Annotated in this window: 12 protein-coding genes; 1 reads left to right on the top strand and 11 read right to left on the bottom strand. The window is 40.0% G+C overall.

Features of this window, described 5'->3' with window-relative positions:
• The first annotated feature begins 2 nt into the window (after positions 1-2).
• Positions 3-701 carry an NAD(P)H-flavin reductase gene (gene fre, locus AAEY93_RS04120; RefSeq protein WP_351075109.1) on the top strand — a complete coding sequence of 233 codons (699 nt, stop codon included), beginning with the start codon at positions 3-5 and terminating at the stop codon, positions 699-701.
• Between the two features lie 206 nt (positions 702-907).
• Here fre and AAEY93_RS04115 read toward each other — a convergent pair whose 3' ends face one another.
• The 11 genes from AAEY93_RS04115 to AAEY93_RS04065 all read right to left on the bottom strand — a co-directional run bounded on the left by AAEY93_RS04115 (position 908) and on the right by AAEY93_RS04065 (position 12,082).
• The gene (locus AAEY93_RS04115) at positions 908-2,185 is read right to left on the bottom strand and encodes a winged helix-turn-helix domain-containing protein (protein WP_124012493.1); all 1,278 of its coding nucleotides are present in this window, start codon (positions 2,183-2,185) and stop codon (positions 908-910) included.
• Positions 2,186-2,399: 214 nt separating this feature from the next.
• On the bottom strand, positions 2,400-3,251 hold the full coding sequence (locus AAEY93_RS04110) for an ABC transporter permease (protein WP_351075106.1): 852 nt from the start codon (positions 3,249-3,251) through the stop codon (positions 2,400-2,402).
• Positions 3,252-3,260: 9 nt separating this feature from the next.
• The gene (locus AAEY93_RS04105) at positions 3,261-4,163 is read right to left on the bottom strand and encodes an ABC transporter ATP-binding protein (RefSeq protein WP_124012495.1); all 903 of its coding nucleotides are present in this window, start codon (positions 4,161-4,163) and stop codon (positions 3,261-3,263) included.
• Between the two features lie 23 nt (positions 4,164-4,186).
• Complete coding sequence (gene nosD / locus AAEY93_RS04100; RefSeq protein WP_351075104.1) at positions 4,187-5,455, bottom strand: nitrous oxide reductase family maturation protein NosD; 1,269 nt, start codon at positions 5,453-5,455, stop codon at positions 4,187-4,189.
• An 80-nt stretch (positions 5,456-5,535) separates the two neighbouring features.
• Positions 5,536-6,078, bottom strand: a complete 543-nt coding sequence (locus tag AAEY93_RS04095; protein ID WP_351075102.1) for a nitrous oxide reductase accessory protein NosL — start codon at positions 6,076-6,078, stop codon at positions 5,536-5,538.
• A gap of 94 nt (positions 6,079-6,172) precedes the next feature.
• Positions 6,173-7,120, bottom strand: a complete 948-nt coding sequence (gene nrfD / locus AAEY93_RS04090; RefSeq protein ID WP_124012497.1) for an NrfD/PsrC family molybdoenzyme membrane anchor subunit — start codon at positions 7,118-7,120, stop codon at positions 6,173-6,175.
• Between the two features lies 1 nt (position 7,121).
• Positions 7,122-7,829, bottom strand: a complete 708-nt coding sequence (locus tag AAEY93_RS04085) for a 4Fe-4S dicluster domain-containing protein (protein WP_351075100.1) — start codon at positions 7,827-7,829, stop codon at positions 7,122-7,124.
• Positions 7,830-7,898: 69 nt separating this feature from the next.
• Positions 7,899-8,639 carry a nitrite reductase gene (locus AAEY93_RS04080; protein WP_351075098.1) on the bottom strand — a complete coding sequence of 247 codons (741 nt, stop codon included), beginning with the start codon at positions 8,637-8,639 and terminating at the stop codon, positions 7,899-7,901.
• A 44-nt stretch (positions 8,640-8,683) separates the two neighbouring features.
• Positions 8,684-9,469 (bottom strand): FKBP-type peptidyl-prolyl cis-trans isomerase, encoded by a 786-nt coding sequence (locus tag AAEY93_RS04075; protein WP_124012500.1) that lies wholly within the window; start codon positions 9,467-9,469, stop codon positions 8,684-8,686.
• Positions 9,470-9,539: 70 nt separating this feature from the next.
• Positions 9,540-9,971, bottom strand: a complete 432-nt coding sequence (locus AAEY93_RS04070) for a rhodanese-like domain-containing protein (RefSeq protein WP_124012501.1) — start codon at positions 9,969-9,971, stop codon at positions 9,540-9,542.
• 86 nt (positions 9,972-10,057) lie between these two features.
• Positions 10,058-12,082, bottom strand: a complete 2,025-nt coding sequence (locus AAEY93_RS04065; RefSeq protein ID WP_124012502.1) for a multiheme c-type cytochrome — start codon at positions 12,080-12,082, stop codon at positions 10,058-10,060.
• Positions 12,083-12,284: the final 202 nt, after the last annotated feature.

Raw genomic sequence — 12,284 nt, 5'->3', positions numbered from 1 at the left:
AGATGAAAACCATTCGTTGTCAGATTGAAAAAGTCACCCCGTTTAATGATGCTGTGTATCAAGTGTTCCTTAAACCCGAAGCCGCCTTTGACTTTAAGGCTGGCCAATACTTATCTGTGATCATGGGTGAAAAAGACAAACGTCCTTTTTCTATCGCTTCGGCGCCTAATGCTGCGTTAATTGAATTGCACATTGGTGCTGCGGTCAGCGAAAGTTATCCCATGCAAGTTGTTGAACGCCTTCAAACTGCGACTCATATTGATATTGAAGCCCCGGCTGGCGACGCATTTTTACGTAGCGATAGCCATAGACCGCGCATTTTAATTGCTGGCGGCACGGGTTTTTCATACATTAAAAGTATCGTTGAAGCGCAGATTGCTAACGGCGAAACGATTCAAACTCAGCTATATTGGGGTTGTCGTAACGAAGATGCTATGTACTATCAAGAGATTGCTCGTCAATGGCATGCAGACCATTCATGGTTAGAGTTTATTCCTGTAGTTGAACTTGCAGGCAGTACTTGGCAAGGCAAAAAAGCAAATTTACTTGAGCAAATAAAGCAGGATTTTGTCAGCTTAAATGGTTATGACATCTACATAGCCGGCCGCTTTGATATAGTCGGGGCTGCACGAGAAGTTTTTCGTGAACTTGGGATTGAAGAAACTCATTTATATGGTGATGCGTTCGCATTTATCAAGTAATAAACAACTGCGCATAGAGTTTACTGGTCAGTTGACTAAGCTGACCAAGATATACATCGGATGATAATGTTTCATCCGATTTTTTATTGTTGTTAATCAACTTTCACAATGAAGACCGAATTAAGATCTGGTGAAAATCCAAATAATATCTCAACGATAGTAGGCTATAAATGTAAGCTTTTATGCCCTCCGGGTAGCTTAACTGATTAAAATTGTACTCTTTCATAACGACTCCAAGCAACTAAGTCGCTCATAAATGGCATTATCCATACGGCTGTATTTTCAGTGGTATGAACCCTAAAAAATACAAGCTCTTCCTCTTGAATATCCATGCGTTTCACTTCACGATAAAAACGCATTGCCGATTCGGTGACGTGCTCGGGCTTAATGAACTCTTTTTGATCTATCTTGGTAAAAAACACATCCACATCAACATCGCCAATTGATTGCTGATATTGATTAAATGTCCCACGGGTTTTTAATTTTATCGGTGTCGTTATACAGTCTTCATCGGTAATGCATGTCGTGGTGTATATCTGGCCAGTATTTTCACCTTGATACACTAATGAAATACTTAAGTCGGCGCGTATGAGCTTTTGTCCAGCTATTGGAAAATATACATCTGCATGGTAATGATGCTCAACAATATCGCCAATATCCCCTTCTGGAATAAGCACTCGATTATAGCGAATTCGAGTCTCCATTTTTTTAGATAATGGGATAAAACTTTCCATGTTAATTCCTGCGGGTTCAGGGGTTAACATAGTGATATTAATAATGCCTTGGCCATCACAATCATTCAAAGTGTATCCTGGACAAGTAGCAAATGAATAAGAACTGCCGTTCGTGAGAGCAAAACCGCTAAACCCCTTTAAACCTTTAAGTTGATTTGTCTTTGGCGCAATGTGCTTCTGCCATTTAGATTCATGCAATTGATCCGTGTCGTTTTTATAGAACACTTTCGCACTTTCACGAATACCACCAATGTTGAGCTCAATGTCTTTATCACTTTTCCATTGCGATGTAATTTTCAGCACTTGGTGATATTCACAGCCATACCAAAAGATAATGAGTATGCCAAACAAAACCAATGCACCAGCAATTTTAACCAATAAGCTCACGTCAAAAAAAGCGGCGCGAATCGTGTCACTGTCACTCAGTGAAACGACTTTAACATGGCTTTGCTCACTTATATGAAGCTGATAACCACGCCTTGCAACCGCTTTTAGTTGGATGTCTTGAAAGGGCTCTAATTTACGTCTCAAGGTACTAATACACTGAGTGAGTGACGTTGGTGCGACGACTCTATCAGGCCAGCCAGCCTCTAATAATTCTTCTTTTGTGTAAATTTTACATTCAAAATCAAGCAGTTTAGTTAGTACGGCATGTTCAGAAAAAGTGAGCGGGATTTTCTCATTGTTTAGATGATTAATCAGTTGCTTAGCTGAAGTATCAAGTGATAAATAATTAGTGATTTTTAACACCGTATGCACCTAGAATAATGATCATAAACCAATTTAATTGTTACAAAATTGTACAGTTAAAAACGGTGCTATAATGTGATAACAAACTCAATCTGATACATTTAAAAACGGTACTACAATGTGATAACAAACTCAATCTGACACATTTAAATTACTTTATTACAATAACTTACCTTTACACTGATTTGATGACACCTTAACAAATGAAATGCTCTTATAAGCGTTTACGACTAAATATTTGCTGCCCCACGATCAGTAAAAACGATACCCATAATAGTAAGCCACTATAAAGCCCAGCGATGGGCATCTGAGCAATACTTAACATGCTATTACTGCCTCGGTGTTGAACCACATCACCTTGAGGTGGTATGTCTGGTAATACGACACCGCTCATAATTGCCCTAAATAAATCGCTAGGATTGAGTAAAATCAATACCTGAAAAATCGCATTTGAAAAGCCCTGTAAATCAGCCACCATGAATGTGAGCAAAACAAGATCGTATACCAGCACAATCATTACCCACAGAAATAACAGCACCGCTATCGCTTTGGCTTTCTCAACCACCAACAAACTCACTATATAACCCAACAACACAAAGCATACCGTTAGCAATATACTGCTCAGTATTAAGTGAATAAAGGCCACTACGACTTCTTGTATCGGGAAGGCAGTCAACGTCCACACTAAAATGGCTGTCAGAAAAAAAGCCAAACCAATCGTACAACTGAACACCCAAAGATGGCCGAGTAACTTACCTAATATGATGTGTAAACGTGTAACCGGATAAGACAATAGTAGCAACAAAGTGCCTGACTCTTCCTCACCAATAAAGCTATCGTAACTCAGTAATATTGCGGTCAATGGTAAAATATACACGCACATTGAACTCAAACTGGTCATGAGTAATGGTAAATCAGCCACAACTAATTCACCTGATACGGCGGAACCCGCAAAAGTGATAAGCAGTGATAAACATGTCAGCATTAAGCCAATAAATAAAAACCATCGATTTCGAAAGTTATCTTTTATTTCTTTTAATGCAATGGCCAAAACCGCTGTAAACATCACAGCCCCTTATGCCGCTTTGTGTTGATGAAGATTCATGAAGTGATGATAAATATCACTTAAATCAGGCTCTTCAATTGAAAAGTTATAGGCCCCACGATGTGAAGTGAGGTACTTAATAATCCTCGGCTTATCAACTTGATGAACCCATAACTGATTATTGGTTGCTAATCTTGATAGAAAATCATCATGGGCAATGGCATCAAGGATATCATCGCCTGTAAAATGCACCTTAAGATCCGCGGCTTGACGTAACTCCTCTAACCGGCCACTTGCTAGCTTTTTACCATTGGCCATAATAAATGCACGATCGATATTACCTTCAACCACTGCGAGCTCATGAGTGCACACAACAATAGCGCAGCCTTGCCGTTTAAGTTCGGCAATTTTTTGATACATAAATAGCGACGCTTGAGGATCAAGCCCGACTGTAGGCTCATCAAGTAGTAAAATATCAGGCTCAGACAAAATGGCCTGTGCAAAGCCTAAGCGTTGCTTCATGCCTTTTGAATAGGTTCTAACAGGCTTATTCTGCACCTGACCCAAACCAAACTCTTCGAGCACCTTAACCACCTGATTTTTAGCAACACCCTTTAATGAAGCAAAATATTCCAGTACTTCTTTTCCGGTTAACTTCTCGTAAAGCGAGATATTTTCAGGTAAATAACCCAAGTTAATTTTCCGGTGTTGCTTTTCATTTTTAAGCACCGTTCCTAACATCGAGATTTCACCCGACGTGGCAGGGACAATACCAAGCAAAATTTTGATTAAACTAGATTTACCTGCACCGTTATGACCGAGTAAAGCCAATGTTTCTCCAGCATTAACAGTGAGACTGATATCATCAACGGCCAAAAAATCGCCGTATTGTTTAACTAAATGAGTGACTAAAATTGCAGTGGTATCTTGCATATAATGATTACCTTTATAATCTATCAACTTGGGGGGGGGCTCATCATAGGAAAACTATCAATTACTCCTGATTCAGGCATAATTTTAAATTGATGTTGCGTCCAGCGAAGTAGTTGCGCGACTGGACTTTTTAATAGAAATTGCGCTTCTGGATAAAGCCAATACAAACGATCTAATTGATCACTTGGCTGATAAGCCTGCTCACTAATACCATTCCCCGTCAGATCCCAACCAATGAAACGACTCCAATAATTCCCCTGACGTTCATAACTCCACTCAACGAGGCTATCACCAACATATTTAACCTGAGCCTGGTTATTAATAAATTGATTACGGTAAATCTTATTGCCTTCACCGCCCATCGCCATATAAATACCTACCTCACTATTGGAAAAATTATTATCAAACACTGCATTATCACGTGCACCGTAAATAAACATCCCACGGCCTTCACTTCCCGCAACTTTCGCATGTGAATTAACAATTTTATTGACCCGGTTTGCAGATACTTCAGAGTGATTAGTCATGTTCAGTAACACACCAAAACGTTGGGCCGATTGAACTCGATTATGATGTAACTTGATTTTCTCAGAACTCATTAATGCAAAACCACCATCAACATCTTCAGCATAATTATTAAATGCTTCATCATGAGCGGTATACATATAGTGCAAGCCATATTGCTGGTTAACAAAGTAATTATCGCTCACCAAACTATACTTACCTGACTCAAGATAAATGCCATCTCTCACATGTTTAATCTCGTTGAATTGAATGACGGCATTATCGACCCGCTTTAAGTAAATACCATCTCCTCTGTCCAAAATATGTCCTTGGCTGCTACCAGTAATCACATTGTTTTTAATCGATAAAAAATCACCATTATCTGCTCGAATACCAAAGCTTGGACCCCATAATTCGTTATTTTCAATTAACACATTATTAATGCCGTCGTTAATTAATATTGCGGCATTTAGCTCATATTGGTCTGCCCCCCAATTGACAATTTTTAACGATCGAAGCTTAACATCTGAGCTTGCTATCGTTATTGCACTGCCATAACCCAACGCGTCTATTTCTGCGCCGGGCTTACCAATAATAATGAGCGGTTTATCTATGATAAATTGCCCCTGAAAAACGGCTGGATGCAAGACTAACGTGTCATAAGAATGTGCTTGCTGAATTTTTAGTTGTAAGCTTAGTGGATCTTTCACCTGTATTTCAGCAGCAGTACTTGGCAGAATGAGTATGCCCATAAAAATAGATAACAAACTAGCAAGTCTCATTGTCATACCACTCTACTCAAACGTAATAGTGCCCAATGAAAGTGACCTTATAAAAAGCCACTTTATTTGAGACTAGCATTAATGACTCATGTTTTTTTGTGTGACATGCCCTTTTTGTGTGACATGCCCTTTTCGTGCGACATTCCTTCACCTAATACTTCGAGTGTGATCTCATCATATGCCAACACTGCACCGCCAAACTCATTAGCGAAATTTTGCGCTGCATCTGCACTACTAAATGAGCCAACGGAAGGCCCCATAACACCTTTACGATTCGAGCCATAAACATACCAAGCCTTTACTCCATCAATAAAGGAATCATCTTTAGGCATTTCCCATGATGTTTTTGCCATATCATGCACATAAACTTGGCTTACTTGCCGTTGATTCTCCGGCTGTAAAATAAAATTGAACATGTCTCTAGTTGAGCAAAACTTGGGGATTACATCACTATTTTTTAACAACACCTCACCTTTAGGTCCTGGGTATTTTGTGATCATCATGCCGCACATATGACAACGGTCATGATCGTGAATAGCCTGAGAGTTGTGCATTGTTAGCCCATCATTTTGAGGGCCGCAAGCAAATAGCATCGGGATAAACAACAGTAAAACATAAATTCTATTCATATAATTCACACTTAACAGTAAACAATCACATTGAAAGAGCTCCCCCTAAAAGCAGCGGGGGAGTCAATTAATAAAGGGCAGCCCTCAAAACTGATTAAATACCGTAAGTTTGCCCCGCATATAAGATGAACAAACGTAGGCACATCATGCCACTAATGACACATACACCTGATAAGTAGAACGCTTTGGCTGAATGGCTAAAGGTTCTACCTGTGGCAAAGTTAAGTAAGATGGGGCCTAAGAAACCAACCCCAACTACCCCAACCCAGAACAAGTTAGCCCATACACCACTAGTAAATGCAGAAAATGCAGATTGCGCACCTTCATTACCCGTAGCAAGTGACATGGCAATCATCACAATAAACAAAATTTCAGTAATCATGATCGGCCATTCTGCACCGTGTAACAGCTTTAACTCACTACTGTGTAAGTCTTCTTTAAACACTAAAACCGACACCATTTTTGATGCTGCTGCACCAGCAGAAATACCAGATGCGATAAATAATGCAGGTAACACTGCAGTATTAATCAGTGGGAAACGAATTAGTGCTGAAATTAAGAAGCCTGTATATGCACAAACCGACATAGCAAGAATCAAAGTTAATAATTCTAATGGACGACGAATTGGCTTCAACATACTAATAAGTGGCAATAGTATGCTTAACCCCTTAATAGCTTTTATGTCATCTTCAAAGGCATAAAGACACAACACCGCTGTTAATGGGATATAAGCACAAAGCGCGATAACCCCAAGTGACATTACTGAAGTTAAATTGTAAAACACCAAAATACGCCAGAAGAACATAGGGTTAGTTAAATCTAACACTAGACATAACATACCTAAACTTATCGTAACGAACGAAATTAACGCGGCAGCTTTATACAAAGGTGTGTTAGCGGTTTGGCATTTAATAAACCGAAGAGCTAACGCAACAACTAAAGCACCACCAGAGATCCCTGCTAAAAACAAGTACACTGCAATAGGCCATGGCCACGCTATCCCTTTGGATAACCCCATGGTGAATTCCATTGAACCGTCCATCTTATACCCCCAATTTAACGACTGGTATGTAACGTAAACTCGGCTCAGTACCAAACTGAGGTTTCATACGAACAGAGTCTTTGACTGCCAATAATTTATTCACATATGAGTTTGGGTCGTTAATATCACCAAAAACCAATGCGTCATATTTACATAGCTGTACACATGCTGGTAACTCGCCTTTTGATAACTTGCTACTTAAACAAAAATCACAGTTATCAGCGACATTGGTATCTTCATTTATGAAACGAGCATTATAAGGACAGGCGCCAATACAATATTTACAACCGGCACACTTACTTTTATCCATGGTCACAATCCCAGTTTTAGGATCTCTATGTGCTGCACCAGTTGGGCATACACTGACACATGGTGCATTTTTACACTGTTGACAAGAAACACGTACAAACTTACGTTCGCAGTTACATTTGTCTTTACCACAGTGTGGGCAAGCTTTACCTTCTACTCCACCCGATTGATGTTCCATCAAACACTTTGACTTCCCCTCAGGTAAGTTGTTTGCTGTATTACAAGCCAGCTTGCACTCTCCACATCCAGTACATTTGTTTTGATCAAACACCATGACATAATGAGGTTTATTCGTATTAGAACTTTCGTCTTCAACTGAGGTACAACCCATCGGTCCCCAAATTAAAGAAGCAGCCCCAACACCTTTTAGAAACCTCCGTCTCTCTATATTCTCACTCACAACACCCTCCCTATATCAGCATTGGCTGACAGGTATTTATTGGTTCGGCTGTAAATTCAAATGACGAAATTATTGATTCACTTCGTCCAATTGAAATTCGGCTTTTATAATTGCATTAGTAATAGATTGTCGATTAAAAGGTTGAGATTGGTTTGTTAGTAAAATCTGCCAATGCTCGATGGCTATTGCATACTCACCATTTAAGTAAGCGTCTGTTGCAAGTAGCATTCGAGTATGAAGCTCGTCACTTTGGATAGACAAAGCGGTATCAATCACTTGCTTTGTTTCAGGCCCGAATGTGCGAGCATCACGGTAATACATTGATGTTGCTTTCATCCCTAAGAGTTCAGCGTCGTTGCCGACCAAAGAAATAAGCTGGGTTAGCGTCCCGACCGAGTCAGCATATAAGCCGCCTTCGGCATAAGACTGCGCTAACGCCATAAGTGCCCTTTCATCTTGTGGTTGTTGCTCAACTTGCATCCGCCCTTTCGTGATGTTAGCAGCGACAAGATAATCCACATTGTCATCAACTCTACCCTGATCCCAACCTTGAAAATGTCCTCCACTGGCATAAATAGATATCGAAAAGATCAACACGATGACTGACATCCCAAAAGGATAATGAGCGGTAGCAAGACCATTGAACTCATTAAGTTCAACGTTTACAGCCTTGCTAACACCTTTAGTCACTCTGCTATTATTTTTCACCACAGTACTGCTCAAATTACGGTTGTATGCACTGTGATGAAGCCAGAAGAGTCCGATAAATATACTCAGACATATTGCAATACCTAAGGCCAGAATATTCATAAGTGTCTCTTCTTTGAATTGAATAAGTTGTTACGTTAACTAGGCTATTTACCCGCTATTGATTGGTTCATCATGCCTTCCATTCCCATACCACTCAGCCCCATTCCTTTGGCTTTTTCACTTGGTTTTTCGGACTTAACTAACTCAACCTCAAACACTAAGGCTGTTTCACCAGGAATATTACCCGCGCCCTCTGCGCCGTAAGCCAACTCAGATGGAATAGTGAATCGAAAAGTTGAACCAACAGGCATTAGACGTAAACCTTCTTCCCAACCGTCAATAGCCGTTAACAATGCAAAACGCACTGGTTCGGTGGTTTCTTCAAAGACAGTGCCATCAATCAATGAACCTTTGTATTTCACTGTCACCACATCTTCAGCCTTAGGTTTAATACCGTCACCAAGGGTTAACACTTCATACTGCAAACCGGTGTCTGTCACTTTTACACCTGATTTATCTTTGTTTTTCGTTAAATAATCTTCGCTAGCTTTACGACTTGCTAACGCCATTTTTTCATCTTTTTGGGTGTTTAATAAATTCAATAATTCACTTCGCTCATTCAAGTAAGTGATGACGTCCTCATCAGTGATTTTTTGCTGATCTTTTAACGCATCAATCACTCCATCAATAACGTCTTGAACGTCGACTTTTGCACCTAGCTCTGTTTGATTAAAAATTTGGTTTGATAAATAATTACCTACCGAAGCGCCTATACTATAAGACTGTTTTTCAACATCACTTGCCAATCCATCACTCGCAACACTGCTGGCTGATAGTACTAACGAAATACACGTCGCAATGGTTAACGCACTTTTGCTAAGATTTTTCATAAAGAATTCTCACATTATTGAGTTTTACCTATCAGTAAATTACCAATAGCTATTAATCTGAAATAAAGGGTTATGGTTTCTCTGTTGGCCTACCTGATAAGCGCCATCCATAAATGCCCTCGCTCATATGCCTAACGCCGGTATAACCGATTTTCACAGTTTCTCTGGCCGCCATTGCGCTGGAAGTGCATAAAGGATTTGCACAGTAGAAAATCATTACGGCATCCTTATTTTTTGGAAGTAGTTTTTTCCAATTTTTAACGTTGAAATAAATAGCACCCGGAATATATCCTTCAGCCCATAACTCCATCGTGTTCACATCAAAAAAATAAACATCCTCTTTGCCTATTAACGTCTCAGCCTCACGCATTGAGATCGGGTTAAGCTGAATGTCATATACTGGAGCAAGAGTCATCTCTCCGCCGCCGCCAGCGAATACTGGAGTGTTAAATACGACTAACAACGACACTGAAATCAAAATGGTGCTAAGTAGTTTTTTCATTACATTCTCTCTACATATCTCGTCATCACAGCGATGTCGGAATATCGGTAAATGGCTTCCCGCTATTGCGGGAAACCATTATTGATTTACATACTATTTTTATTGATAATTGCTTGAGCTTGGGTGACATATGTCATCGCAGCATCGATACGTTTTTGGCTATAACGTGCACCATGCACCCCCCAAGAACCGTCTTTCTTAAGAAGCGTTACAGCATCTTGAGCTTTATCAGTAAGTAAAAGTACTTGTGATTTATCTTCAACGGATAATTTAGTGACTTCTAGCAGTTTATCGATACCATCCAGTGCAACCACAACCTGAGCGTAGGTGTCTTTAATCGGTGTTTGCCACTTCATCACTTCACCATAAATCTCTTGTTGGTCTTCGTAATGTAAGCTTGGATCGAGTTCGGATTGGAACTGACTATGACAACCTTTGCCATTAACAACGTTATCATCAGAGATTGCAGTACGTGCACATGACCACATTAAGTCTAAGTAGTTATTACCGTTTGCATTTTTAGCAACAGTCCAACCTTTAGTACTTGATACACGAGGCTCACCTTCAGGCGGGTTAAGAGTCTTATTAGTTGGATCTATTTCAATCTTCCACATATGCGACTTACGCACCGCGTCGAAGCCTGCTTGGTCAGGGAACTGCATAGCAGTGAAGTTTTCACAACTACCCATGTTCGGCATATGACAACTTGTACAGGTTTGTTCGCTATGAGACTTAGTGTTCTCTACGATTTCAGCTTGTGCAGCATGACAATCAGAGCACTCTTTCTTCATTTTTGGTTTGGTATAACCAGACTTCCAATCGTTGCTTGTTACTTCATGTGGATCATGACAAGTAGAACAACGCATGCCTTTTTCATAATGCATAGAAGCGAACATTTGCGAACCTTCAGTACCACATGATGGACATGCAGACTTCATTTTCACACCAAATGCATACTCTAACTTCTCTTTACCTTTCTCTGTTTTAGCTAAATCAGGTACAAAATTAAAACGTTGATGACAACGCTCACAGTTAGAAGGCATTCCGCCGCCATTCCCACCGTCTAAGTGACCCCCAGCGCCATGACACTCTTCACAGGCAATACCTTTAGAAATAGTATGTTCTTGTAGTTTTTTAGGGTCGCCTAATGCGGCAAAGTATTCATCTTTAGATTGGAAATCAAACTTGAAGCTATGGCACACTTCACAATAAGAACTTGCTGGTTGGAACAGCATTTCTTTTTCGTATTTCGCTCCGTATGAGCTCATGCCGATTTGATGAGAACCACTTGCGCCAAAAGCTTTACCGTCGTTAGTGGCTGGGAACTCAGGGATAACAGCATTGATTTTTGCCGCCATGGCAGGGGTTAACCATTCGGCCCAACCACGTGAGAATTGGTTACCACCAGCGACCATTTTACCGGTGCCTTCAATAAGTAAACCATCACGAATATGGTATGTGCCACGAACAAGGTAACTATCGATGAAACCATATTTAGTACGAGGCGTACCGACAGTTGCATAGATGGCATCAGGCGTAATACCGTCAGCTAAGATAGACGTATCTTTAGTGCCATACATTGGCTTTTTAAGATCGTTATCAACTTCTGGATGGTCGCCAGGGAAACGAATTGTCTTCGCATGACGAGAGCGGCTCCATGCTTCATATTGGACAGCATGACATTCACCACATTTTTCAGGACCAACAAACTTATTTGGATAATCAAGAATTGATTTCGCGCCTAAACGATATTGAACCGCACTTGGGCGACCAACCATTTCACTATATACAGGGCTATTACCAGTATCGAGATATTCTTCACCCCGGTCGCTTACATGATACTCACCAATTAAATTACCTTCTTCATGATATTTAAATAATGGGTGATTTTGAAAAAGAAAATCAAATAATTCTTTTTCCTGAACAATATAATCTTGTAGTGTTTTAACCCCTTTAGTTTTTTCAACACCATTAGAATGTTCAATTACTTCTAATGCGGTATGCCCCATCGACTTTTCACTTGTTGCCTTTCCGCCTGCATTAACAGTACCTACAGCGCCAAGACAAAGCAGCACACTGAGTGCAGCTAGCTTGTATTTACCCTGTTTCATTGTCCCAATCCTCATCATCATTACTCTATTTTTCTCCACCAAACCTGGCAGTTCAGCGAACGATATAATTAATTTGAGCAAGAGGCATTTTAAAGGTAATTACAGGGCTAACCATGCGCAAGATCACATAGAAAAACGACTCAGAAATAACAAAACATAAAACAAAATAAAGTCTTTAATTACAATAACTTGGATTTTATTT

The organism is Shewanella sp. CAL98-MNA-CIBAN-0140 (assembly GCF_040309905.1).
GTDB classification, from domain to species: Bacteria; Pseudomonadota; Gammaproteobacteria; order Enterobacterales; family Shewanellaceae; genus Shewanella; species Shewanella psychromarinicola.
The sequence above is the reverse complement of the archived record's forward strand: the minus strand, read 5'-3'. Positions and strand labels throughout refer to the sequence as shown.

Bases quoted from the DNA above. Each gene is read 5' to 3' on its own strand.
- AAEY93_RS04075 (WP_124012500.1), bottom strand. From the start codon at position 9,469: ATGAAAAATCTTAGCAAAAGTGCGTTAACCATTGCGACGTGTATTTCG.
- AAEY93_RS04105 (WP_124012495.1), bottom strand. From the start codon at position 4,163: ATGCAAGATACCACTGCAATTTTAGTCACTCATTTAGTTAAACAATAC.
- fre (WP_351075109.1), top strand. From the start codon at position 3: ATGAAAACCATTCGTTGTCAGATTGAAAAAGTCACCCCGTTTAATGAT.
- AAEY93_RS04080 (WP_351075098.1), bottom strand. From the start codon at position 8,639: ATGAATATTCTGGCCTTAGGTATTGCAATATGTCTGAGTATATTTATC.
- nrfD (WP_124012497.1), bottom strand. From the start codon at position 7,120: ATGGACGGTTCAATGGAATTCACCATGGGGTTATCCAAAGGGATAGCG.
- AAEY93_RS04070 (WP_124012501.1), bottom strand. From the start codon at position 9,971: ATGAAAAAACTACTTAGCACCATTTTGATTTCAGTGTCGTTGTTAGTC.
- AAEY93_RS04110 (WP_351075106.1), bottom strand. From the start codon at position 3,251: ATGTTTACAGCGGTTTTGGCCATTGCATTAAAAGAAATAAAAGATAAC.
- AAEY93_RS04065 (WP_124012502.1), bottom strand. From the start codon at position 12,082: ATGAAACAGGGTAAATACAAGCTAGCTGCACTCAGTGTGCTGCTTTGT.
- nosD (WP_351075104.1), bottom strand. From the start codon at position 5,455: ATGACAATGAGACTTGCTAGTTTGTTATCTATTTTTATGGGCATACTC.
- AAEY93_RS04095 (WP_351075102.1), bottom strand. From the start codon at position 6,078: ATGAATAGAATTTATGTTTTACTGTTGTTTATCCCGATGCTATTTGCT.